Origin of the sequence: Mangrovimonas futianensis, assembly GCF_021245805.1 — a bacterium.
Taxonomy (GTDB): domain Bacteria; phylum Bacteroidota; class Bacteroidia; order Flavobacteriales; family Flavobacteriaceae; genus Mangrovimonas; species Mangrovimonas futianensis.
Map to the genome: position 1 here is coordinate 32,847 of NZ_JAJJNF010000002.1, position 22,650 is coordinate 55,496.

The 22,650-nt window shown below is 36.8% G+C and carries 25 protein-coding genes; 23 read left to right on the forward strand and 2 right to left on the reverse strand.

What is annotated here, in order from left to right; all coding sequences use genetic code 11:
• Positions 1-31: 31 nt before the first annotated feature.
• The 3 genes from LOK78_RS02945 to LOK78_RS02955 all read left to right on the forward strand — a co-directional run bounded on the left by LOK78_RS02945 (position 32) and on the right by LOK78_RS02955 (position 1,432).
• The gene (locus tag LOK78_RS02945) at positions 32-808 is read left to right on the forward strand and encodes an alpha/beta fold hydrolase (RefSeq protein WP_232633541.1); all 777 of its coding nucleotides are present in this window, start codon (positions 32-34) and stop codon (positions 806-808) included.
• 60 nt (positions 809-868) lie between these two features.
• Entirely contained in the window at positions 869-1,141 is a 273-nt protein-coding gene (locus LOK78_RS02950; RefSeq protein ID WP_053971023.1) for a DUF1660 family phage protein, read from the forward strand.
• 66 nt (positions 1,142-1,207) lie between these two features.
• Complete coding sequence (locus LOK78_RS02955; protein WP_053971022.1) at positions 1,208-1,432, forward strand: DUF1660 family phage protein; 225 nt, start codon at positions 1,208-1,210, stop codon at positions 1,430-1,432.
• A 2-nt stretch (positions 1,433-1,434) separates the two neighbouring features.
• Here the strand turns inward: LOK78_RS02955 and thiL are convergent, their stop codons facing one another.
• Complete coding sequence (thiL, locus tag LOK78_RS02960; protein WP_232633542.1) at positions 1,435-2,475, reverse strand: thiamine-phosphate kinase; 1,041 nt, start codon at positions 2,473-2,475, stop codon at positions 1,435-1,437.
• Positions 2,476-2,629: 154 nt separating this feature from the next.
• Between thiL and LOK78_RS02965 the strand changes: the two genes are divergently transcribed.
• The 19 genes from LOK78_RS02965 to LOK78_RS03055 all read left to right on the forward strand — a co-directional run bounded on the left by LOK78_RS02965 (position 2,630) and on the right by LOK78_RS03055 (position 20,321).
• Positions 2,630-3,916, forward strand: a complete 1,287-nt coding sequence (locus LOK78_RS02965) for a choice-of-anchor B family protein (RefSeq protein WP_336246327.1) — start codon at positions 2,630-2,632, stop codon at positions 3,914-3,916.
• Positions 3,917-3,923: 7 nt separating this feature from the next.
• Entirely contained in the window at positions 3,924-5,255 is a 1,332-nt protein-coding gene (locus LOK78_RS02970; protein WP_232633544.1) for a hypothetical protein, read from the forward strand.
• Positions 5,252-6,016 (forward strand): MbnP family protein, encoded by a 765-nt coding sequence (locus LOK78_RS02975; protein WP_232633546.1) that lies wholly within the window; start codon positions 5,252-5,254, stop codon positions 6,014-6,016. Before LOK78_RS02970 ends, LOK78_RS02975 begins: the two co-directional genes overlap by 4 nt.
• A gap of 10 nt (positions 6,017-6,026) precedes the next feature.
• On the forward strand, positions 6,027-7,100 hold the full coding sequence (locus tag LOK78_RS02980; RefSeq protein WP_232633547.1) for a cytochrome-c peroxidase: 1,074 nt from the start codon (positions 6,027-6,029) through the stop codon (positions 7,098-7,100).
• Positions 7,101-7,242: 142 nt separating this feature from the next.
• A complete protein-coding gene (locus tag LOK78_RS02985; protein ID WP_232633549.1) occupies positions 7,243-7,668 on the forward strand; it encodes a DUF4251 domain-containing protein in 426 nt (141 codons plus the stop codon).
• Positions 7,669-7,782: 114 nt separating this feature from the next.
• Entirely contained in the window at positions 7,783-8,112 is a 330-nt protein-coding gene (locus LOK78_RS02990; RefSeq protein ID WP_053971016.1) for a HesB/IscA family protein, read from the forward strand.
• 18 nt (positions 8,113-8,130) lie between these two features.
• Positions 8,131-9,579, forward strand: coding sequence for a Fe-S cluster assembly protein SufB (gene sufB, locus LOK78_RS02995; protein ID WP_232393816.1), 1,449 nt, complete (start codon positions 8,131-8,133; stop codon positions 9,577-9,579).
• Positions 9,580-9,596: 17 nt separating this feature from the next.
• Positions 9,597-9,968 (forward strand): hypothetical protein, encoded by a 372-nt coding sequence (locus LOK78_RS03000; RefSeq protein WP_232633551.1) that lies wholly within the window; start codon positions 9,597-9,599, stop codon positions 9,966-9,968.
• Positions 9,969-9,974: 6 nt separating this feature from the next.
• Complete coding sequence (gene sufC, locus LOK78_RS03005; RefSeq protein ID WP_053971013.1) at positions 9,975-10,727, forward strand: Fe-S cluster assembly ATPase SufC; 753 nt, start codon at positions 9,975-9,977, stop codon at positions 10,725-10,727.
• Between the two features lie 91 nt (positions 10,728-10,818).
• Positions 10,819-12,132 (forward strand): Fe-S cluster assembly protein SufD, encoded by a 1,314-nt coding sequence (gene sufD, locus LOK78_RS03010; protein WP_166957157.1) that lies wholly within the window; start codon positions 10,819-10,821, stop codon positions 12,130-12,132.
• Positions 12,133-12,141: 9 nt separating this feature from the next.
• Positions 12,142-13,359, forward strand: a complete 1,218-nt coding sequence (locus tag LOK78_RS03015; RefSeq protein ID WP_232633554.1) for an aminotransferase class V-fold PLP-dependent enzyme — start codon at positions 12,142-12,144, stop codon at positions 13,357-13,359.
• Between the two features lie 95 nt (positions 13,360-13,454).
• Positions 13,455-13,970: a hypothetical protein gene (locus tag LOK78_RS03020; RefSeq protein ID WP_232633556.1), complete on the forward strand. Its 516-nt coding sequence runs from the start codon at positions 13,455-13,457 to the stop codon at positions 13,968-13,970.
• A gap of 180 nt (positions 13,971-14,150) precedes the next feature.
• A complete protein-coding gene (locus LOK78_RS03025; RefSeq protein ID WP_232633558.1) occupies positions 14,151-15,230 on the forward strand; it encodes a zinc metalloprotease in 1,080 nt (359 codons plus the stop codon).
• 120 nt (positions 15,231-15,350) lie between these two features.
• A complete protein-coding gene (locus LOK78_RS03030) occupies positions 15,351-16,130 on the forward strand; it encodes an META domain-containing protein (RefSeq protein ID WP_232633559.1) in 780 nt (259 codons plus the stop codon).
• 52 nt (positions 16,131-16,182) lie between these two features.
• Positions 16,183-16,605, forward strand: coding sequence for a SufE family protein (locus tag LOK78_RS03035; RefSeq protein WP_053971008.1), 423 nt, complete (start codon positions 16,183-16,185; stop codon positions 16,603-16,605).
• A gap of 2 nt (positions 16,606-16,607) precedes the next feature.
• Positions 16,608-16,934 (forward strand): DUF59 domain-containing protein, encoded by a 327-nt coding sequence (locus tag LOK78_RS03040; RefSeq protein WP_232393810.1) that lies wholly within the window; start codon positions 16,608-16,610, stop codon positions 16,932-16,934.
• Positions 16,935-16,947: 13 nt separating this feature from the next.
• On the forward strand, positions 16,948-18,783 hold the full coding sequence (locus LOK78_RS03045) for an ABC transporter ATP-binding protein (RefSeq protein ID WP_232633561.1): 1,836 nt from the start codon (positions 16,948-16,950) through the stop codon (positions 18,781-18,783).
• Between the two features lie 18 nt (positions 18,784-18,801).
• Positions 18,802-19,305: a DUF2480 family protein gene (locus LOK78_RS03050; protein ID WP_232393808.1), complete on the forward strand. Its 504-nt coding sequence runs from the start codon at positions 18,802-18,804 to the stop codon at positions 19,303-19,305.
• 77 nt (positions 19,306-19,382) lie between these two features.
• A complete protein-coding gene (locus LOK78_RS03055) occupies positions 19,383-20,321 on the forward strand; it encodes a DUF3078 domain-containing protein (protein WP_232393807.1) in 939 nt (312 codons plus the stop codon).
• A gap of 44 nt (positions 20,322-20,365) precedes the next feature.
• Here LOK78_RS03055 and hflX read toward each other — a convergent pair whose 3' ends face one another.
• Positions 20,366-21,580: a GTPase HflX gene (gene hflX, locus LOK78_RS03060; protein ID WP_232393806.1), complete on the reverse strand. Its 1,215-nt coding sequence runs from the start codon at positions 21,578-21,580 to the stop codon at positions 20,366-20,368.
• Between the two features lie 108 nt (positions 21,581-21,688).
• Here hflX and LOK78_RS03065 point away from each other — a divergent pair, with 108 nt between their 5' ends.
• Positions 21,689-22,642, forward strand: a complete 954-nt coding sequence (locus LOK78_RS03065; RefSeq protein WP_232393805.1) for an endonuclease/exonuclease/phosphatase family protein — start codon at positions 21,689-21,691, stop codon at positions 22,640-22,642.
• Positions 22,643-22,650 lie beyond the last annotated feature (8 nt).

Here is a 22,650-nt window from a genome sequence, read left to right on the forward strand (position 1 = left end):
ACCCTTTATCTTTGCATTATAACCCTCTTAGATGATTTATAATTATAAGAACGTCGCTATAAACTATACGGATAACGGTGAAGGAAAAACTGTCGTGCTACTGCATGGTTTCTTGGAAGACCTTACGATATGGAAAGAAATTGCATTGGTTATTTCCAAAACACATCGTGTGATAGCTATTGACTTATTCGGTCACGGTAAGACCCCTTGCTTGGGCTATATCCATACCATGGAAGATATGGCCAAGTCTATAAATGCCTTATTAAATCATTTAAACATTAAGGACGTAGTAATTATTGGACATTCTATGGGAGGCTATGTCTCTTTGGCTTTTTCAGAATTATTCCCTTCCAAAGTTAACGGCATAGGGTTGGTGAATTCAACTTCAGAACCAGATTCAGAAGAAAAAAAGCAGAATAGAGATCGAGCTATTAAGGCAGTTAAACATAACCAACAGACGTTTGTTGGCATGTCTGTAGCCAATTTATTTGCTCCAGAGAACAGGGAACGCTTCCAAAACGAGATTTTCCAAATTAAAAAACAGGCCTTAAAAACGCCCGTTCAAGGAATAATAGCCGCATTGGAAGGGATGAAAATAAGACCTAGCCGCACAGACCTTTTTAAGTCATTAGAATGCAAGAAAATGATTGTTATTGGTCAACATGACCCTGTAATGAATCCAAAATCAACACGTCAACTCTTTGAAAATTCGGATGTTGAGATTTTGGAATTAAGCGGAGGACACATGAGTTATATAGAAAATTTGGAAGATTTATCTGACTTTATGGTGCATTTCGTCGATTTTTAAATGCCTTTTGACTATTTTAAAGACATTTTTTCCTAAGTTAGAACACTAAATCTAACAGCCATGAATAAAAATGTCAACACCAACCGTTCATTTTCCATTACGAGAATGTATTGTGATTTGTTTGGACATCATTATGAAGTGTCTAAAAAAGTAACACAACACGTCAACGAATACACCTGTAAATGTTGTAAAAAACAACTAACCACAAACAGCAATGGAAACCTTACTATTTTAACACCTAAATACAGGGAAATCAATAATTTACTAGAAGAAATGTATAGCAAACGTCTTCTACGTTTAAAAGAAAAAACCTTTTCAACCCAAATTTGCTAGTCGATTCATTCTAATTTTCGATTTTTTTTTATATACTTTGTCACGTCCTATGAACAAAGTATAGCTATGAAGAATTTTATTTGCTCCTTCGCTGGCCATGAATTCAGAGTGACCAAAGAAGTGACCACCCATGTTAAAGAATTTAAGTGCATTCATTGCAAAAAGGAAATGACCACCGGTGAAAATGGCCATCTCAGGCCATTAACAGATAAATACCGTGAAATCAATTCCATTTTGAATGATGTCTACAAAAAAAAGAAGGCGAAAAAGCGACGTTGCTTAACGGCTTAAATCTAAAAAGAATTCCAACCCTGGGCTTTTAATTCAATGCTCGTTCCTCCCCGAGTGATTAATTGCATCCCAGCTTCCTTTTCTTTGATAAAACCAACAACCGTAAAATTGGGATTTCCTTTAATTTTAGGATAATCACCTTGATCAATTGTAAACAAAAGCTCATAATCCTCACCTCCATTTAGCGCTATGGTCGTACTATCAATATCAAACTCTTCGCATGTTGAAATAACTTGCGGATCTAATGGGATTTTGTTTTCATAAAGCTCACAACCTACATTGCTTTGTTTACATAGGTGCATGGTCTCTGAAGACAAGCCATCACTCAAATCAATCATTGAAGTTGGCTTTACATCTAAGGACTTGAATAACTCAATCACATCCTTTCTTGCCTCAGGTTTCAATTGTCTTTCAATGATATATGTGTAAGGTTCTAAATCGGGCTGACTTTGAGGATTCACCTTAAACACTTCCTTTTCTCGCTCCAATACCTGAAGTCCCATATAAGCCCCTCCCAAATCTCCGGTAACAACAATTAAATCATTAGGTTTTGCACCTTTTCTATAAACCACATCTTTCGAATCTACTTCTCCAATAGCAGTAACAGAAAGAATCAATCCTGTGGTTGAGGAGGTTGTATCGCCTCCAATGACATCTACATTGTATATTTTTGCTGCAGTTTCAATGCCCGCATATAACGCCTCTAATGCCTCTAACGGGAATCTATTGGAAACAGCAAGCGATACTGTAATCTGAGTTGCCTTGGCATTCATGGCATAAATATCGCTCAAGTTAACCATAACAGCCTTATATCCCAGATGTTTCAAAGGCATATAGGCTAGGTCAAAATGAACCCCTTCTACCAACATATCGGTACTTACTACCACTTGTTTCTTATCAAAATCTAGAACAGCAGCATCATCTCCAATTCCTGTGATAGACGATTTATTCTTAATTTCAAAATGTTTGGTCAAATGGTCAATTAATCCAAATTCTCCTAATTGCCCCAAATCTGTTTTACTTTGGTTTTTATCTTCAATCATACTGCAAAATTAAAACCCTAAGCTTAATTAATCCACGAAAACATGCAAAATATTGATTTTGACTACCTAATTGGAATAGAATATGTAAGAACCTATCCTAATTTGAAAAAGCTTTGTATCTTTCCTCCTGATTTAAAAACAAAGCTTTACCCAAATGAAAAGAGCCCATTTAATCGCTACTGTGTTATGTGCCACATTCATGTTCATTAGTTGTAACGAAGATGATATTGAACCCCTGAATGATCAAACCCCTATTGACGAAAATCCCATTGAAAATCCTGAAAACCCTGAAAATCCACCGTCATCTAATAATGACGCACAATTCCCTTGTGAGAATGGATTTGCAGATATTTATCCTTGCAATTCCTATGATTTGATGGCTCATATTAGCATAGAAATGTTAGCCGGCGCTTTAAATGCCGAGGGAAATGACTCTTGGGGTTGGACAGACCCTATCTCAGGGAAAGAATACGCTCTCGTATGCTCAACACATGGCACCGCTTTTGTTGATATTTCAAACCCTTCAGAACCTATATTATTAGGTAGGTTGGCAACAGCATCTTCTACAAGCTCATGGAGAGACGTAAAAGTTTATCACAATTATGCCTTTATTGTAAGTGAAGCAGCAAACCATGGAATGCAAGTGTTTGACTTAACAAAGTTGAGAGATGTTGAAAATCCTCCAGTACAATTCACGGAAGATGCTCATTATTCTGGATTTGGTTCAGCTCACAATATTGTAATCAACGAAGAAAGTGGTTATGCCTATATCGTAGGTTCCAATGCGCCCAATTTATCGGGAGGACCACATTTTATTAATATTCAAAATCCTTTAAATCCAATAGGTGAAGGTGGCTTTTCTGGGGACGGCTATTCACATGACGCTCAAGTCGTAACTTATAATGGTCCAGACCAAGACTACCAAAATCATGAAATTTTAATCGGCAGCAATGCAGATAATGTGGTGCTTGTTGATGTAACAGATAAATCAAACCCAACCATTATTTCCACCGTAACTTACAACAACATTGGATATACGCATCAAGGATGGTTTACTGACGACATGACCTATTTTGTACTTGGAGATGAAGTGGACGAAATGAGCTACGGGAATAACACCAGAACACTCATTTTTGATTTCACAGATTTAGACAATCCAAACCTATACTTCGATTATTTTGGCCCAACGGCTGCTATAGATCACAACGGGTATGTTAACGGCAATATGTTTTATTTGGCCAATTACAATGCTGGGGTGAGATTTGTTGACATTTCTGGAATAGGCTCACAATCCATGACGGAAGTAGGATTTTTTGATACCTACCCAGAAAACGATAATACAGGTTTTCATGGAGCGTGGAATGTTTACCCCTTTTTCAATAGTGGTAACATCATTATAAGCGATATTGATCGTGGTCTTTTCATTGTAAAACATCAATAAGCAAAAAATGAAGCAAATTGGTCTACCAATACTTCTTATACTTCTTAGTTTTATTTTCCTTGGGTGTTCCGAAGAAAATTCAGCTTCGATAGACCCAGTGCTAGAAGAGACTTTGGAGATTACAACCTTGGGGGGCTCAAAAAATGAAAGTGGACAATCCATTATTCCTACATTGGATGGTGGTTATGCTATTCTAGGACATACCCAAAGTGCAGATGGAGACATTCAAGACAAGAATGAAGAAGGTTTTGATTTTTGGGTGTTGAAATTTAATGCCCTTGACCTGTTGGAATGGTCCAAAACTTATGGCGGAAGTGGCGATGACCGTGGTAATGGAATCATTCAAACGGCAGATGGTGGTTACGTCATTATTGGTCATTCATCAAGTAGTGATTTAGATGTTTCCGAAAATGCAGGATTGCAAGACTATTGGCTGGTTAAATTAGATTCTCAGGGCAGTATCCTTTGGGAGCATTCTTTTGGCTACTCTGGTACAGACACAGGTCTTTCGGTTATTGAAACTACAGATGGTGGTCTTTTTATTTCTGGAATCTTGGATGTAACAGCATCGGGAGGCGCTGGAAACACAAATAAAGTACAGCATGCTGGAGGTGATTATTGGGGCTTGAAACTAAATTCTCTTGGAGATATAGAATGGAGCAAATATTATGGAGGCTCTTTTACAGACACTCCCTATGACGTGGTTGAAACAGATGATAATGCCTTTATTTTGGTTGGCTCATCAGACAGTAATGATGTAGATATTTCAAGCAATAAGGGGACCTATGATTTTTGGGTCATTAAAATTTCAAAAACCAATGGCGACATTATTTGGGAAAAATCACTTGGCGGATCTGAAATTGATGAAGCTCGAAGCATCACCAAAACTACTGATGGTGCCTATTTGATTGTGGGCGATACGAGAAGTCAAGATGAAGATGTTTCATCAAATCATGGCGCAGCCGATCTTTGGCTTGTTAAAATAAGCTCCGAAGGCAATATAATGTGGGAAAAATCGTTTGGAGGTACAGGGTTTGATGCAGGAAGATCTGTTTTTAAAACTACCTCTAACACCTATATTATTTCAGGTAGTTCAAGGAGCATTAATGGTGATTTAAGCACCAACAATGGACAAAATGACGCTTGGTTAATGGAAATAGATCCAGAAGGTCTTGTTTTAAAGTCCTGGTCCATTGGCGGTTCACAAATTGATTACTTTTATGATGCCGTAAAACTAAATGATGGCAGAATTATTGCTGTTGGTGAATCAAGTAGTTCAGATTATGACATACCCGAAAACAAAGGATTTACAGATTTGTTAATTTTAAAAACCAAATGAAAAGATTATTAAGCTTTTGCCTGTGCCTTCTATTAATTTCTTGCTTTGAAGACAAGGATGATAACCTTGATCTATCAAATCTGGCAACTCCTACATTTAGGTTTACTCAAAATTGGGATGGAACCGATGTAAGCATTGATGATTTAATAACCACCCAATTCACTAATGCTCATGGCGAAACCTTAAATATTTCTAATCTTAGATATTTGATTTCGAAAATAGTTTTTGAAAATGCTGACGGTGATATTTTCATCTTGAACGGTTACCAATTAGTAGATCTTTCAGACCCCAGTACGTCGCTTTTTAGTCCCGAGGGCTCTTTACCAGAAGGCCTCTATACTCTTAAATTTGTTTATGGATTCAACGAGATGGACAATATTGACGGCGCTTATCCGGAATTGAATTCAGTATCATGGAATTGGCCTCAAATGCTAGGTGGTGGCTATCATTTTTTACAAATGGATGGTATGTTTAACGTAGACACCACTATTGCGAGCCCTTACAATTATCACCATGGGACGGCTAAACTAAATGATACAGAGTTTGAGCAAAACTTTGTCAATTTTGAGTTTACAAACAGCATTTTCATTTCCCATAATACAGAAATCGAAATTCAATTCAATTTGGCCGAACTTTTCAAAAACCCTAACCTTTGGGACCTAAATCAATATAGTAGTTCCCTCATGCCAAATTATGATGCCCAAAAAATGATGCAACAAAATGCAGCCACTGCATTTAGTATAGGACAGGTAACCAATTAAATAGGTTGACTTGAAAACTTTTTACAAGCTATTATTGTTAGGTTTTATCATTTTAGGATGCTCCAATGATTCTTCAGAGGAATATGTTGACATCCCTGCCGGCCCAACACCATCACCCTTGAACATCCCTCAAGTTTTTGAAAATCAATTAATTGATCCTATAATCCCTGCAGACAATCCACAAACGGAAGAAGGTATTGCCTTGGGAAAAAAATTGTTCTTTGACCCAATTCTATCCCTAGATTTTTCACAAGCTTGCGCAAGCTGCCATATGCCACAAAACAGTTTTACAGATAGCAATACCTTCAGCACGGGAGTCAACGGCGATTTAGGAATCAGAAATTCCATGCCGTTATTTAATTTGGCTTGGAATTTTGATGAACATTTTTTTTGGGATGGGCGCTCCTTCGGTTTGGAACATCAAGCCTCCCTACCAGTTGAAGACCCTACTGAAATGGCAAATACATGGGAAACAGTTGTAGACAGATTAATTAACCACTCTGAGTACCCAGAGTTATTTCAAGCAGCTTTTGGAAACGCACCCATCTCGCGTAACTTGGCAACCAAAGCCTTAGCCCAATTTGAAAGAACACTTATTTCTGCCAACTCAAAATTTGACAATTACTTTCTAGGCACAGCCAGCTTGACGCCACAAGAACAAAATGGTTTAGCTGTTTTTATGGATGAAGACCGAGGCGACTGCTTTCATTGCCACGGAAATCCAAACAATCCATTATGGACTGATAACGCTTTTCACAATAACGCATTAGACAGTACATTCTCAGATAATGGCTTGGGGGACATCACAGGAGATCCTGCCGATAATGGCAAATTCAAAACACCCTCACTCAGAAATTTAGCCTACACGGCGCCCTATATGCACGATGGCAGGTTTGCAACCTTAGATGAAGTAATCAATCACTATAGTGAAGGTCTTCAAAACTCACCTACTGTAGATCCACTTATGAAAACAGTAAACCAAGGCGGAGTGCAATTAACCGAACAAGACAAAGCGGACCTCAAAGCTTTTTTACTATCATTATCAGACCCATCCTTCCTTAACAACCCAGATTTCATTCCTTAAATTTCAAATCAATTCTTTCATTTTTTTGTAACTTGTTAATCTTAGAAACTGTATTAACATTGGTATGAAACATTGGGTATTACTGTTTTGTTTTCTTTGTGCTAACCCAGCATTTAAAGCATTTAGTCAAACAAAAAAAGAATTGAAACAACAAGCAAAAGAGCTTGCCTATGAGCAAACCAAAAAATTGGTGAAATCGGGTGAGTTTCAGTTTACAGGACAATGGTTAAATACTAGAAATGGCCGAAGGGTTGACCTTACTACAAACTATAATGAGTTAATAGTTAAACAAGATACCGTTACCGCTAGATTGCCCTACTTTGGAATTGTAAGAATGGTAGGGTCTACTAATGAAGGCATTCGTTTTGAGTCAACAGACACTTCTTTTGAAACAGAATTTAACGACAAAAAGCAAAGGATCATCATCAAGTTTAAGGCCCATGAAAAATCTGAAAATTATCAGATTAATTTAACCATAAGTGGTAAAGGATCTGCCTCTATGTACGTGAGCAGTTCCCATCGCGATCCCATCACTTACAACGGTAGTATTTCAGAAATAAGGGAATGAATCCCACTATAATGATTGCCTATTAACCTATTTGCTAATATAATGTTAGGTTATGAGGTAAAACCCTACTTATATTGTATATTTGCATCCAATTTGGAAATTTTCTAAATAACTATGATAAAAGTATCTGATACAGCTAGAAAAAAAGTCGTTGAATTAATGACTGAAGATGGATTTGACTCTTCGGCAGATTTTGTGCGCGTAGGAGTTAAAAGTGGTGGTTGTTCTGGGTTATCATATGATTTAAAATTTGATAAAGAACAACTGGAGGACGATAAGGTCTTTGAAGATAATGGTGTGAGAATCATTGTTGACAAGAAGAGTTTTTTGTACCTTATAGGAACAACCTTAGATTACTCTGGAGGCCTAAACGGAAGCGGATTTGTGTTCAACAATCCTAATGCCAACAGAACCTGCGGTTGTGGTGAATCTTTTTCACTATAGTTTTTGAAGCGAGACATTATGGCTAAATATACTGAAGACGACTTAAGAGAAGAATTAAAAACCAAGGAATACGAGTATGGATTTTATACCGATATAGAATCTGACACGCTTCCTATAGGTTTAAACGAGGAGATAGTTCGTGCCATTTCAAAAAAGAAGAACGAACCTGAATGGATGACGGAATGGCGATTGGAATCCTACCGCGCTTGGACTCAAATGGAGGAACCTGAATGGGCCAATGTAACCTATAAAAAACCAGATTTTCAAGCCATCTCCTATTATTCAGCTCCCAATAAAAAGCCTAAATATGAAAGTTTGGATGAAGTAGATCCTGAATTATTGGAAACCTTCAACAAACTTGGTATTTCTTTAGATGAACAAAAAAAACTGACAGGTGTAGCAGTAGATGTGGTTATGGATTCAGTTTCTGTCGCGACTACTTTCAAGAAAACGCTTGCTGAAAAAGGCATCATATTCTGTTCCATTTCAGAGGCCATTCAAGAGCATCCAGAATTGGTTAAAAAATACATTGGAACTGTTGTACCTCAAAAGGACAATTTTTATGCTGCCTTGAACAGTGCCGTATTTAGTGATGGTAGTTTTTGCTACATTCCTAAAGGAGTAAGATGTCCAATGGAACTTTCTACCTATTTCCGAATCAATCAAGCAGGAACAGGACAGTTTGAAAGAACCTTGGTAATTGCAGACGAAGGAAGTTATGTAAGTTACCTTGAGGGTTGTACTGCACCTATGAGAGACGAAAATCAATTGCATGCTGCTGTTGTAGAATTGATTGCCTTGGATGATGCGGAGATTAAGTATTCAACGGTTCAAAACTGGTACCCAGGAAATAGCGAAGGAAAAGGTGGTGTTTTTAACTTTGTGACCAAAAGAGGATTATGCGAGAAAAATGCAAAAATCTCCTGGACTCAAGTAGAAACAGGTAGTGCCGTAACATGGAAATACCCTAGTTGTGTGTTGAAAGGTGATAATTCGGTAGGTGAATTTTACTCCATTGCCGTGACCAACAACTTTCAACAAGCTGATACTGGAACCAAAATGGTTCACCTTGGGAAAAACACCAAATCTACGATTATATCAAAAGGTATTTCGGCTGGAAAATCCCAGAACAGTTACCGCGGTTTGGTACAAATTAATTCCAGAGCGGAAAATGCACGAAACTTTTCACAATGTGATAGTTTATTAATGGGTAATGAATGTGGTGCACATACGTTTCCATACATCGAAGCAAAAAACAAAACCGCTCAAGTAGAACACGAAGCTACCACAAGTAAAATTGGAGAAGACCAAATTTTTTATTGCAACCAGAGAGGTATTGACACAGAAAAGGCCATTGCCTTAATTGTGAATGGATTTAGTAAGGAAGTATTAAACAAACTCCCTATGGAATTTGCCGTAGAAGCTCAAAAATTACTTGAAATCAGCCTTGAAGGCTCGGTAGGATAATCATAAATAAAAATCATATGAAAAAACTTTTGTTTTTATTGATGCTCACTGCAATTTCTGCTTGTAAAAATGACACGAATCAAGCAAGCGATTCAGCAGACTTAAAGGAATTGAAAGGAGAGTTTGTTTATTTGGCAGATGCCGCTGTATTACAAACGTCTCAAGAAATTTATGGAGTTATCATCAACGAAAAAATGCATGAGTTGGATGATATGGTTAAACCCTACAAAAAAGAAGATACAGACATGGTTCCCGTTTCTATTAAAGGAAAAATCATTCCGAAACCAGAGGGAGAAGAAGGTTGGGATTACCGTGTAGAAATTGTAGAAATATTAGGTGTAAGTAAGCCCACTGAAAGCACAAACAATGTCATAAAATTAGGAGAATAAAAGCGTATGTTAAAGATAAAAAACTTACACGCCAGCATTGAAGGCAAGGATATTTTAAAGGGAATCAATCTAGAGGTTAAACCTGGAGAGGTTCATGCTATTATGGGGCCTAATGGGTCTGGTAAAAGTACCCTAGCATCTGTAATTGCAGGTAAGGAAGATTATGAAGTAGAAGAAGGTGAGATTTTATTGAATGATGAGCCTATGGATGAACTGGGAGCTGATGAACGTGCCCATAAAGGCATCTTTTTATCCTTTCAGTACCCGGTTGAAATCCCAGGTGTATCAGTTACCAATTTCATGAAAACGGCTATCAATGAAACCCGTAAAGCTCAAGGTTTAGAAGAAATGCCAGCAAACGAAATGCTTAAAAAAATTCGTGAAAAAGCAGAACTTTTGGAAATAGATAGAAAGTTCCTATCGCGTTCTTTAAACGAAGGATTCTCGGGTGGTGAAAAGAAACGTAATGAGATTTTCCAAATGGCTATGCTAGAACCTAAATTGGCTATTTTGGATGAAACCGATTCTGGATTGGATATCGATGCACTTCGTATTGTTGCCAATGGTGTTAACAAACTTAAGAGTAAGGACAATGCGGTCATCGTGATTACACACTACCAAAGATTATTAGACTACATAGTGCCAGATTTTGTACATGTTCTTTACAATGGAAAAATCGTAAAATCTGGTTCCAAAGAATTGGCTCATGAGTTAGAAGCCAAAGGTTACGATTGGATTAAGGAAGAAGTAGGTGCATAGCACTGATGAAAAACGTAAAACGTCAAGAAGTTGAAGCAGAAAATAGACCAAATTTTAGCTTTCAAACTTTTTAACATTGCAACTTATACAAATGGATTTAAAAGATAAATTAGTGTCCTCATTTTTTGCTGTCGAAGATTATTTGGAAGACAGCTCTCCTCTTCACGAGATAAGAAATGAGGCCATCAAGAATTTTGAACAACAAGGGTTTCCAACAAAAAAACAAGAAGCTTGGAAATATACCTCACTCAACAGTGTTTTAAAACACAATTACAGTTTATTCCCAAAGCAAGAGACTGCCGTTGAGTATCATGCGATCAAGCCCTATTTGATTCATGATATTGACACCTTCAAAATCATCTTTATTGACGGGAAATATTCGTCCCATTTGTCCCAAACCACACACGAGGGAATGGATGTCTGCCTTATGTCAGCAGCGCTATCAAAGCCTAAGTACCGCATCATGATTGAAAACTATTTCAACAAGGCGGCCAATAAAGAAAGTTTGACCTCATTGAATACAGCATTTGCTACAGAAGGCGCTTTTATTCATATTCCTAAAAACAAACTGGTTCAAAAACCAATACAAATAGTTCATTTCTCTACAGGTTCTGAAGCTTCTTTGATGTTACAACCTCGCAACTTAATTGTTGTAGATGAAAATTCGCATGTTCAAATCATCGAAAGACACCAAAGCTTAACAGACAACCCGGTTTTGACTAACAGTGTTACTGAAATTTTCACCAATAAGAGAGCTATTGTTGACTATTATAAAATTCAGAACGATAATCTGAATGCGTCTTTAATTGATAACACGTTTATCAAACAAAAACAAGAAAGTATTGCCTCAGTTCACACGTTTTCTTTTGGAGGAAACGTAACAAGAAATAATCTTAATTTCTACCAACACGGGGAACGAATCGATTCTACCTTAAAGGGAATTACCATTATTGGAGACAAGCAACATGTAGATCACAATACCCTTGTTCATCACATAGAGCCTAATTGTGAAAGCCACCAGGATTACAAAGGAATTTTTGGGGATCGATCTACAGGTGTTTTCAACGGGAAAGTGATTGTTGAAAAAGAAGCGCAAAAAACAAATGCCTACCAAGCCAATAATAACATTTTGGCAGATGACAAAGCTACAATTAACACCAAACCACAACTTGAGATTTTTGCTGATGATGTAAAATGTTCTCACGGTTGTACTATTGGTCAGTTGGATGAAGAAGCGCTATTCTACTTGAAATCTCGTGGAATTCCAGAAAAAGAGGCAAGAGCACTTTTGATGTTTGCTTTTAGTAACACGGTATTGGAATCTGTCAAAATCAACGAAATTAAAAGAAGAATCACCAAACTCATAGCCAAAAAGCTTGGGGTGAATATTGGGTTTGATTTATAAAATAAATTTATGGCCCTAGACATTCAGGACATAAGAAAAGATTTCCCCATTCTTTCAAGAAAAGTCAATGATAAACCCTTGGTGTATTTTGATAATGCAGCGACCTCGCAAACACCGCAACAGGTCATTGATTGTATTGTAGATTATTACAGCTCCTATAATGCCAACATTCATAGAGGCGTTCATGCATTAAGTCAAGAAGCTACCGATAAATACGAACAAGCCAGACACACCATTCAAAAGCATTTTAATGCCAAACATGCTTTTGAAATCATTATGACTTCTGGAACTACCCATGGTATTAATTTGGTTGCCAATGGGTTTTCTGCTTTGTTAAAATCGGGAGACGAAATCATAGTCTCCGCCTTAGAGCATCACAGTAACATTGTACCGTGGCAAATGCTTTGTGAACGTACAGGAGCTATTCTTAAGGTCATCCCAATGAACAATGAAGGTGAATTGGTCATTGAACAATTTGAAAACTTACTTACTGATAAAACCAAATTGGTATTTGTAAATCATATATCGAATGCCTTGGGAACTATCAATCCTATTGAACATATCATTCAAAAGGCACACGAAGTTGGAGCAGCGGTATTGGTAGATGGCGCCCAAGCCTGTCCCCATATTCAAGTTGATGTACAAGCTTTGGATGTAGATTTCTATGTGGCTTCTGCCCATAAAATGTGTGGGCCAACAGGTGTAGGCATACTGTATGGAAAAGAAACATGGTTAAATAAATTACCCCCCTATCAAGGTGGTGGCGAGATGATTGCCGAAGTTACTTTTGAGAAAACAACCTACGCAGATCTGCCACATAAATTTGAAGCTGGAACGCCAAACATTTGTGGTGGCATTGCTTTTGGGGCTGCCGTAGATTACTTAAATCAAATAGGTTTAGAAAATATTGAAGCTTACGAACATGAACTTTTGGTTTATGCGACTGAAAAGCTTTTAGAAATTGAAGGTCTGAAAATATATGGGACTTCAAAACATAAAACATCGGTGATTTCATTTAATCTAGAAGGAATCCATCCTTATGATGTAGGAACCATCTTAGATAAAATGGGAATTGCTGTTCGCACAGGACACCATTGTGCCCAACCGATCATGGACTATTTCAAAATTCCTGGAACAGTAAGGGCATCTTTTGCTTTTTACAATAAGTTTGAAGAAATTGACCAACTGGTCGAGGGGGTAAAAAAAGCTCAGATGATGCTGTCGTGATAAATCAAGAATAAAATTAATCTATTTTCTTTTGGATTTTTTGATATTTATTTATTTATTTATTTAAGGTTCAATAACCTATAAACCCAAAAGCCATGAGACTTTATCAAAAAACATTTGTATTAGTTTTTTTTATTCTAACTCTTTTCTCGTGTAGTGAAAATGAAAATTCAAACACAGATAAACTCCCAAAATTAGATAATATATCTCTTCCAAACTTAAAGATTTCTGGAGAAGAAATATTTGAATTTAATATTCTTGATAAGCAACAAGCCCTAACAAAAATAGGAGAAATTAATAATGATCTTGAAAGAGCAATTGAAGAGGACGAGTTTTTACTCATGGCCACTTATAAGATACTAGTAGATGACCAAAAAATAACTATTAGGGATTTTGAATATTTTGAAAGAAATGGTGAACATACTTCGTTTGACGGGCTTGAGGTATGGAATTGCCCTTCAGGAACAAGTCAAGTTGGTAGTAACTGTTATACGCAGTCCTGTGTAGAAGGAAATTTAGCCACCGCATTTGAAGATTTTGGATCAGGAGACACGCTGGTCATTACCGTACATCATGGTGGTCTTGCAGGCGGTGTTAAAATATGCATCTAAAGAAAAATACCTCCATATTATTTGTAAAAAAGACACTTAAAATAAGTGTCTTTTTTTTGATCTAAACGTGAAAATTTCAGGTCATTCATCGAAATATCTATTATTTTTTAACATTTTTTTTAGATAGTAATCTGTTTTTTATATCTTCCGATTCACTTAATTCAAAATTTATAGAATCAGATGAAAAAAGTAATTTTAAGTATGGCCGCCTTGGCCATGATTTTTGCTACTTCATGTAGTAATGACTCCAAAGAAACTATGAACAATGATCAACAGGCTAAAGTTGACATGAGTGACTTCTATCTTTACACCGATGCTGACATTGATGAGCAATCACGTGTAGCCTCTGGACAGAAATCCTGCCATTCCATGGTGAACCTAAACCGCTTATTAAATGAGAATCCAGGTTTAGAACAAACAATGTATGATATAGAATACAATTTAAGAGCTGCCATAGCTGCTAAAAAGCCAGATGGCGCCGGAAATGGAAATGGTGGTGGAAACAACGGTGGCGGTGGTACTGACCCAGATCCAGGCTTCACAGATCCAGTAAGCATCCCTGTTGTAGTGAATATCATAGAGCAATATTCTAATCAAGTGACAACTCAACAGATCAACTCGCAAATAGCTGTTTTAAATGAGGATTTCAACAATAACAACTCAAACACAAGTGGTGTACCTTCTGAATTTTCTGGTGATGTAGCAGATTGTGGTATCTCCTTTACACTTCATGCTGTAAATAGAGTTGTTAGCACCCAATCCTCTTGGGGAACTAATGATGCTATGAAGCACAGTAGTCAAGGAGGAATAGATGTAACAGATCCTTCTACCTATTTAAATATTTGGGTATGTGAAATTGGTGGTGGAATTTTAGGTTACGCTCAATTTCCAGGAGGACCTTCTTCAACTGATGGTGTTGTAATTGGAACTGATTTCTTTGGTGAAAATGCTGCTGGAGGCGTTTATGGCCATGGTAGAACAGCAACTCACGAAGTAGGTCACTGGTTAAACTTACGTCATATCTGGGGTGATGGTCAATGTAAGCAAGATGATTTTGTACAGGACACACCTCCATCAAATGGACCTAACTATGGTTGTCCTTCTTATCCAACCGTAAATTGTCAAACAGCAGATATGACTATGAACTACATGGATTATGTCTATGATGATTGTATGTATATGTTTACGAATGGTCAAAATACTAGAATGAGAGCTTTGTTTGAGTCTGGTGGAGCTAGAGCTTCATTGGCAGGAAACTAAGATTCTTCTCATAAATATTAAAAGCGCTCAAAATAGAGCGCTTTTTTATTTACCATAGCTTTCACATTCAGTTTGGCTTCTTTTTTGTAATATTAGTTTTGAAACACTAAAAAGATACTAATGAAACTTCTTTATATCATATGCTTTTCACTTATTTTCAATGCTTGTGGAAGCGCCAAGGAAACTGCTACCATGATTAGCGGAACTTATGAAATTTCAACTATTGATGGTTTAACCACATTACCTTCAAAACTAACTATGGAGTTTAATGATGAAAACAAAATGGTTTCTGGTTTTGCGGGATGCAACAGGTTTACGGGCAATTATAAGACATCAGACAAAAAGTTGAATTTTGGTCCATTAGCAACAACCAAAAAACTCTGCCCAGGAGAAGGGATGAAAGTTGAAGATCATTTCCTGAAATTATTGGATCAGGTAAAAAATTATGAATTCAAGAATAACACCTTATACCTAAAAGATGAGGATAACAAAACCCTTATTATAGCCAATCAAATTAAGGTTTCCAATCAAAAAACAATGACACAAAACCCATACATTCTAGAATATTCTGCTACAACAAGAGGTTCCTTTTTGAAAGTGACCTTGAATGACAATTCGATTAGTTATCAAAAAACAAGGGGAGGACTTCCTTCCAGTAAAGAACTTAATTTGGAGGCTTTATCCTCCATTTTAGAAAAAGCTAATAAATTGGAATTAGAAGAATTAAAAAACCTTGAGGTTCCTTCTAAGGATCATCAATTTGATGGAGCACTCCTTGCTACCTTGAAAATAACCAAGAATGGAGAAACCTTTCAAACTCCCGCTTTTGACCACGGGAATCCCCCAGAAGAAATTGCCGATTTAGTTAATGAAATGTTATCGTTTGTTGAAAAACCCTAATTTATTCAAATAGGTATGTTTCAAGTTGTATTTTTGCACAAAACAATTGGTCGTGAGCATTAAAAATATTCAACAAGATATTATTGAAGAGTTTTCCATGTTTGATGATTGGGAAGAGCGTTATCAATATATGATAGATTTGGGAAAATCGCTTCCGCTTATAGATGAAAAATTTAAAACGGAAGACCACTTAATAAAAGGCTGTCAAAGTAGAGTGTGGGTAAACGCTGAACTGAAAGATGACAAAGTTTTGTTTACAGCAGATAGCGACGCCATCATTACCAAGGGAATTATTGCCATCCTCATTAGGGTTTTCTCTAATCAAAATCCAAAAGACATCATTGAGGCGGATACTGAATTTATTGATGAAATTGGATTAAAAGAGCACCTCTCTCCCACTAGGGCCAACGGTTTGGTTAGTATGATAAAACAACTGAAAATGTATGCTATTGCATACCAAACACAATTAAGTTAAGTATGAGCGATTCCACTATAGATACAAATGCTCTCGGAGAACAGATAGTCAAGGTTTTAAAAACTATTTTTGACCCTGAAATTCCAGTAGACATATATGAATTGGGATTAATTTATGATGTCTTTGTCAATGAAGATTATGACGTTAAAATCCTGATGACCTTAACCACTCCCAACTGCCCAGTTGCAGAAACATTACCCATGGAAGTGGAGGAAAAAATAAAATCATTAGATCAGGTTAATAGTGCAGAGGTAGAAATCACTTTTGACCCACCTTGGAGCCAAGATTTAATGAGTGAAGAAGCAAAATTAGAGCTAGGGATGCTTTAATATCATTCTTTGAATGCCCAGACATATACCAAAATCCTTACAAGAGGATCAAAAAACTAATTTAAAATCGTCTTTTAACGCCTTAGCTTACATTCCACGGTTCTTCAAAGAAATCTGGAATGTAAACAAAGGATTGTTTTTATGGACAGCGGTTTGCCGGTTAATAGGAGCATTATTACCCGTTATTATCCTTTGGGTAGGCAAACTGATTATTGACGAAATTGTCACCCAAACCAATCTTGAAATTACAGATTATAGTCAACTCTGGACTTATGTAATTATTGAGTTTATTCTGGTCATCCTTTCTGACCTGATTAGTCGTGCTATTTCCCTAACCGATGGTCTTTTAGGGGACGAATACAATATTGCCACTTCTGTCAAAATCATTAAAAAAACACATCAAGTAGATATCAGTCTTTTAGAAAACTCTGAATTCTATGACAAACTGGAACGTGCCAGAACGCAAACCACAGGCAGGGTTGGATTGATGTCAAATGTTTTGGGACAAGCTCAAGGATTGATTTCCATCATATCCTTAGTAGCTGGTTTGATTTATTTTGAGCCTTTATTAATCATCCTTTTGGTTTTAAGTATTATCCCTTCATTTATCAATGAAGTTAAATTTAGTCAGCAACAATATTCCTTAGCTAGAAGTTGGACTTCAGAGCGCCGTGAATTGGACTATTTGAGATACATTGGAGCCAATGACAAAACGGCCAAAGAAATCAAACTCTTTGGACTTACAGATTTTCTGGTTAATCGTTTTTCAACACTTTCCCATTTATACTACAAACTGAATAGAAAACTTGCCATCAAACGGTCTTCTTACGGCTTTTTATTTAATGTTTTAGGGTCGCTAAGTTATTATGCAGCCTATGTATTTATCATCTACAGAGTGCTTTCAGGGGTCATCACTCTGGGTGAATTGACCTTTCTTTCAGGGTCTTTCAATAGATTAACCAAGAACCTTCAAGATTTCTTCTCTCGATTTACAAGAATATCAGAAAGCGCCTTATACCTTAAGGATTATTTTGATTTCATTGATATTTCCATTTCTTCAACGACTGAAGAAGAGATACCTCTTCCCCAAAAAATAGAAACCGGATTCGAATTCAGAAACGTTCATTTTTCATACCCAGAATCGGAAATCGAAATTTTAAAGGGAATCGACTTCCAGCTAAAAGCAGGAGAAAAACTTGCCTTCGTAGGCCAGAATGGCGCCGGAAAAACGACCTTAATCAAATTACTTTTGAGATTCTACGAACCTACCTCTGGAGAAATCTTGCTAGATGGAATAAATATCAACCGTTTCAAAAAAGCAGATTACCAAGAGTATTTTGGTGTGATTTTTCAAGACTTTTTCAAATATGAATTTACGCTCAAAGAAAATATTGCGATTGGAGATATTGAGGAGCTTGAAAACCAAAATAAAATAGAAAATGCCGCCCTGTTAAGTTTGGCCAATGAAGTGGTTGATTCCCTAGTGGATGGCTATGAGCAACAATTAGGAAAACGATTTGTAAGTGGTATGGAATTATCTGGTGGACAGTGGCAGAAAGTAGCCTTAGCCAGAGCCTATATGAAAGATGCCAAGGTTATGATTTTAGACGAACCTACCTCCGCATTGGATGCTAGAGCAGAGAGTGATGTTTTTGAACGCTTTATAGGATTGACCAAAGGAAAAACCAGCATCATCATTTCCCATAGATTCAGCACAGTAAGACAAGCTGATCGCATTCTGGTTCTAGAAGAGGGTAAAGTATTAGAAATAGGCACTCACGAGGAATTGATGACGAATCAAAAACTGTATGCCGAACTGTTTACATTGCAAGCGGAAGGCTATAAGTAATTTATGTAACTTTGTACCATGTCAGGAGAAATTGTTAATCGCGTAGCAAACAGCAAACTAAAAACTTTGGATTTAGAGGAATTCTATCCAAAAGGCAACAGAATTTTATTTGATATTAAAGACTGGTTGTTTCAAGAAATCATTCTTAAAGAAAAAGATTTTAGGACTTTTGTGGAAGCTCACGATTGGAGCCAATATCAAGACGTATATGTGGCACTTAGCTGTTCGGCAGATGCCATTATTCCATCTTGGGCTTATCTTTTATTGACCACCAAACTGCAACCATTTGCTAAAAAAATAGTGGTTGGCAGCCTTGAATTATTGGAAACCGTTATTTTTCAAGAAGTCATCAATGAATTGCAATTGGATGAATTTGCAGACAAACCAGTCATCATTAAAGGATGCTCTGACAAACCCATACCCGATTCGGCTTACACACTTTTAATTTCCAAATTGCAACCAGTGGCCAAATCTTTAATGTTTGGTGAAGCTTGTTCCACCGTTCCTTTATACAAAAAATAATCTAAGTACTTTATTTAGAGCCATTAGGCAAAAATGGTTATTTTTGAACCATCATTTATTACATATAATATATATTTATGAAAAAGCTATTACTATCATTTTCTTTGCTGTGTTTTTCGATTGCAGCAAATGCCCAAACCTTAGAAGAACTTAAAGCTGAAAAAGCCTCAAAACAAGACTCCATTGACGCCTTACAGTCAAAAGTCGATGATTTACAATCCCAGATTGACAAATTTCCAGGTTGGAAGTTTGGTGCACTTGGTACCATAGGTGGGAGTTGGTCAGAATTTAGTAATTGGTATGCCCAAGGATCGCCTAATAATGCTTCAGGGAATATCAATATTACCTTTAACCCGCACGCCAAATTAGATCGAGAAAAATATTTTTGGTACAACCAAGCCAATATCAATTTAGGCTGGGTGAAATTTGATGACAAAGATGACCCAACCGATGAAGAAGGATGGAGAGAGGCAGTAGATGTTTTTAATGTTACCTCACTTTTTGGCTACAAGCTGTCTTCAAAGTTAGCAGCATCTACCTTAGGGGAATACAGAACAACTCTTTTAAACAATTTTAACGATCCAGGGTATTTGGATTTAGGGGTTGGTGTTACTTGGACACCTATATCCAATTTAGTCGTTGTGGTACATCCAATAAACTACAACTTCGTTTTTGCAGATAATGATGCCATTTTTGATTCATCTTTAGGTGCTAAAATTGTGGCCAATTATACCAGAACGATGAATAAATTTAAGTTCATGTCAAACCTTTCCGCTTTTCAAAGTTACAAGAGTTCAGATTTATCCAATTGGACGTGGATTAACTCGGCTAGCTATTCCATTTGGAAAGGTATTGGAGTTGGTTTTGAAATCGGTTTAAGAGGTAACAAGCAAGAGGCCGTTAACTACGCCTTGGGTAATTGGACCGAAGAGTCTGGAGAGCCTGTTCCTGATTTTGACAACGTAGATAACAAGATTCAATATTACTCTACTTTCGGGATTAGCTATTCCTTCTAAAAGAAAGGGTTTAAATAAAAAAACACGCCAATTGGCGTGTTTTTTTATTCAGTAAATTCGTTGTAATCGGGATATAAAAAATGGTTGTATGGAAATCTGGTGACATGTATTTTCCTAACTTCATTATAAACCTTAGCTCTGAAATCCTCTAGATTATTTCGATTTAGTGCCGAAATAAACAAAGCATTGTCCCCTATTCTTCCCATCCACGTTTTTTTCCATTCATCTAGGGAATAATTCGCTTTGGTTCTCTCTGTCATTAAGTCTTCCTTATCATAAGGCTCAGGCTCATAGGCATCAATTTTATTGAAAACCATTATCGTTGGTTTATCAATACTTTCTATTTCACCAAGAATCTTATTCACAGATTCAATATGTTCTTCAAAATTAGGATGTGAAATATCTACCACATGAAGCAGTAAATCAGCCTCCCGAACCTCATCCAAGGTACTTTTAAAAGACTCTACCAACTGCGTTGGCAGCTTTCTAATAAATCCAACAGTATCACTTAACAAAAATGGTAGGTTTCCTATTACGACTTTCCTAACCGTTGTGTCCAAGGTGGCAAACAATTTGTTCTCTGCAAATACTTCACTCTTACTTATGACGTTCATTAAGGTCGATTTCCCAACGTTGGTATATCCTACCAACGCCACACGAACCATTTGTCCGCGATTCCCCCTTTGAACAGCCATCTGTTTATCAATGGTTTTAATCTTCTCCTTTAAAAGTGATATTTTGTCCCTTACAATACGTCTATCTGTCTCAATTTCCGTTTCACCAGGACCACGCATACCAATCCCCCCTTTTTGACGCTCTAAGTGTGTCCACATTCCTTTTAATCTAGGAAGCAAATACTCACATTGGGCTAATTCTACCTGGGTTCTTGCATAACTGGTTTGGGCTCTTTGTGCAAAAATATCCAATATCAAATTGGTCCTATCCAACACTTTGCAATTAAGCATCTTGCTGATGTTCCTTTCCTGTGCCGGAGATAATTCATCATCAAAAATGGCAGTTCCCACTTCATTCTCCTGAATAAATTCCTGCACCTCTTCCATCTTACCCTTCCCAATAAAAGTCTTTGGATTGGGCATCTCCAATTTTTGTGTAAACCGTTTTACAACTTCTCCGCCAGCGGTATAAGTTAAAAACTCCAATTCATCTAAATACTCCTTGGACTTGGCCTCATCCTGTTCTTGGTTTACGATACCAATCAAAACGGCCTTTTCTAAGTCTATGTCCTTCTTTTCTAGCATATATCATTAATATACGACAAAGTTACAAGGATTAAATCAAATTTTTTAAAATTGCCCACTGATATATCTGTATCTTTATAAGTACAACCATTTTGCAATCAAAGGGACATGCCTTCATTTCACAATAAAAAACAATATACCGTTGCCTTTTATAACCTTGAAAACCTTTTTGACACCTATGATGACGAACTGACCCAAGACAATGAATTTCTTCCTGATTCGGTTAAAAAATGGACGTTTAAAAGATATCTGAACAAGCTTAGAAAATTAGGATTTGCTATTTCCCAAATAGGTGAGAACGAAACTGGATTCCCTCCTGCTTTGGTAGGTTTATCTGAAGTGGAGAATGAATTAGTGTTAAGAGATTTAATTAGCTCCCAACACTTGGCTCACATTCATTATGATTTTGTTCATTTTGATTCTCCAGATGAACGTGGCATTGACGTGGCCTTATTGTATAATAAAAAGGTATTCCATAAACTAAAAGCCTCAAGACATGCACTTGACATATTCAATGTAGATGGGGAAAAAGATTATACACGAGATATCCTACATGTATCGGGTCTATTTGATGGTGAAAAAGTACATGTTATTGTGAATCATTGGCCATCCCGACGTGAAGGCCTTGAAGAATCCAATATCAAAAGAATGGCAGCTTCCAATAAGGTAATCGAAATAATGGAGACGATTTTATATGAAGAGCCTGAAGCCAAATTTATCATCTTGGGAGATTTCAATGATAACCCCGACACAGAAAGCATTAAAAATTTGGTGAACAATCAGGATTTGTTCAATCCTATGGAACAAGTTTATAGCAAGAGTCGCGGCACCACACGACATGACTTTGTTTGGGATTTATTTGATCAAATTATTTTGAGTACGTCTTTTTTTGAAAGAATACCAGGAACATTGACCTATCTAAAGGCTGATATTTTTGATGAAGACTTCCTAAAATTATTTAGGGGACCTTTTAAAGGAGAACCTTTTCGAACCTATGTAGGCACCAAATACAAAGGGGGCTATAGTGATCATTTTCCGGTTTATCTTATACTTCATAAATAAAAAAAGCC

Excerpts from the sequence above, each read along its gene's own strand:
- LOK78_RS02945 (WP_232633541.1), top strand. The coding sequence starts at position 32 with ATGATTTATAATTATAAGAACGTCGCTATAAACTATACGGATAACGGT.
- LOK78_RS02950 (WP_053971023.1), top strand. The coding sequence starts at position 869 with ATGAATAAAAATGTCAACACCAACCGTTCATTTTCCATTACGAGAATG.
- LOK78_RS02955 (WP_053971022.1), top strand. The coding sequence starts at position 1,208 with ATGAAGAATTTTATTTGCTCCTTCGCTGGCCATGAATTCAGAGTGACC.
- thiL (WP_232633542.1), bottom strand. The coding sequence starts at position 2,475 with ATGATTGAAGATAAAAACCAAAGTAAAACAGATTTGGGGCAATTAGGA.
- LOK78_RS02965 (WP_336246327.1), top strand. The coding sequence starts at position 2,630 with ATGAAAAGAGCCCATTTAATCGCTACTGTGTTATGTGCCACATTCATG.
- LOK78_RS02970 (WP_232633544.1), top strand. The coding sequence starts at position 3,924 with ATGAAGCAAATTGGTCTACCAATACTTCTTATACTTCTTAGTTTTATT.
- LOK78_RS02975 (WP_232633546.1), top strand. The coding sequence starts at position 5,252 with ATGAAAAGATTATTAAGCTTTTGCCTGTGCCTTCTATTAATTTCTTGC.
- LOK78_RS02990 (WP_053971016.1), top strand. The coding sequence starts at position 7,783 with ATGATAAAAGTATCTGATACAGCTAGAAAAAAAGTCGTTGAATTAATG.
- sufB (WP_232393816.1), top strand. The coding sequence starts at position 8,131 with ATGGCTAAATATACTGAAGACGACTTAAGAGAAGAATTAAAAACCAAG.
- LOK78_RS03000 (WP_232633551.1), top strand. The coding sequence starts at position 9,597 with ATGAAAAAACTTTTGTTTTTATTGATGCTCACTGCAATTTCTGCTTGT.
- sufC (WP_053971013.1), top strand. The coding sequence starts at position 9,975 with ATGTTAAAGATAAAAAACTTACACGCCAGCATTGAAGGCAAGGATATT.
- sufD (WP_166957157.1), top strand. The coding sequence starts at position 10,819 with ATGGATTTAAAAGATAAATTAGTGTCCTCATTTTTTGCTGTCGAAGAT.
- LOK78_RS03015 (WP_232633554.1), top strand. The coding sequence starts at position 12,142 with ATGGCCCTAGACATTCAGGACATAAGAAAAGATTTCCCCATTCTTTCA.
- LOK78_RS03020 (WP_232633556.1), top strand. The coding sequence starts at position 13,455 with ATGAGACTTTATCAAAAAACATTTGTATTAGTTTTTTTTATTCTAACT.
- LOK78_RS03025 (WP_232633558.1), top strand. The coding sequence starts at position 14,151 with ATGAAAAAAGTAATTTTAAGTATGGCCGCCTTGGCCATGATTTTTGCT.
- LOK78_RS03030 (WP_232633559.1), top strand. The coding sequence starts at position 15,351 with ATGAAACTTCTTTATATCATATGCTTTTCACTTATTTTCAATGCTTGT.
- LOK78_RS03040 (WP_232393810.1), top strand. The coding sequence starts at position 16,608 with ATGAGCGATTCCACTATAGATACAAATGCTCTCGGAGAACAGATAGTC.
- LOK78_RS03045 (WP_232633561.1), top strand. The coding sequence starts at position 16,948 with ATGCCCAGACATATACCAAAATCCTTACAAGAGGATCAAAAAACTAAT.
- LOK78_RS03050 (WP_232393808.1), top strand. The coding sequence starts at position 18,802 with ATGTCAGGAGAAATTGTTAATCGCGTAGCAAACAGCAAACTAAAAACT.
- LOK78_RS03055 (WP_232393807.1), top strand. The coding sequence starts at position 19,383 with ATGAAAAAGCTATTACTATCATTTTCTTTGCTGTGTTTTTCGATTGCA.
- hflX (WP_232393806.1), bottom strand. The coding sequence starts at position 21,580 with ATGCTAGAAAAGAAGGACATAGACTTAGAAAAGGCCGTTTTGATTGGT.
- LOK78_RS03065 (WP_232393805.1), top strand. The coding sequence starts at position 21,689 with ATGCCTTCATTTCACAATAAAAAACAATATACCGTTGCCTTTTATAAC.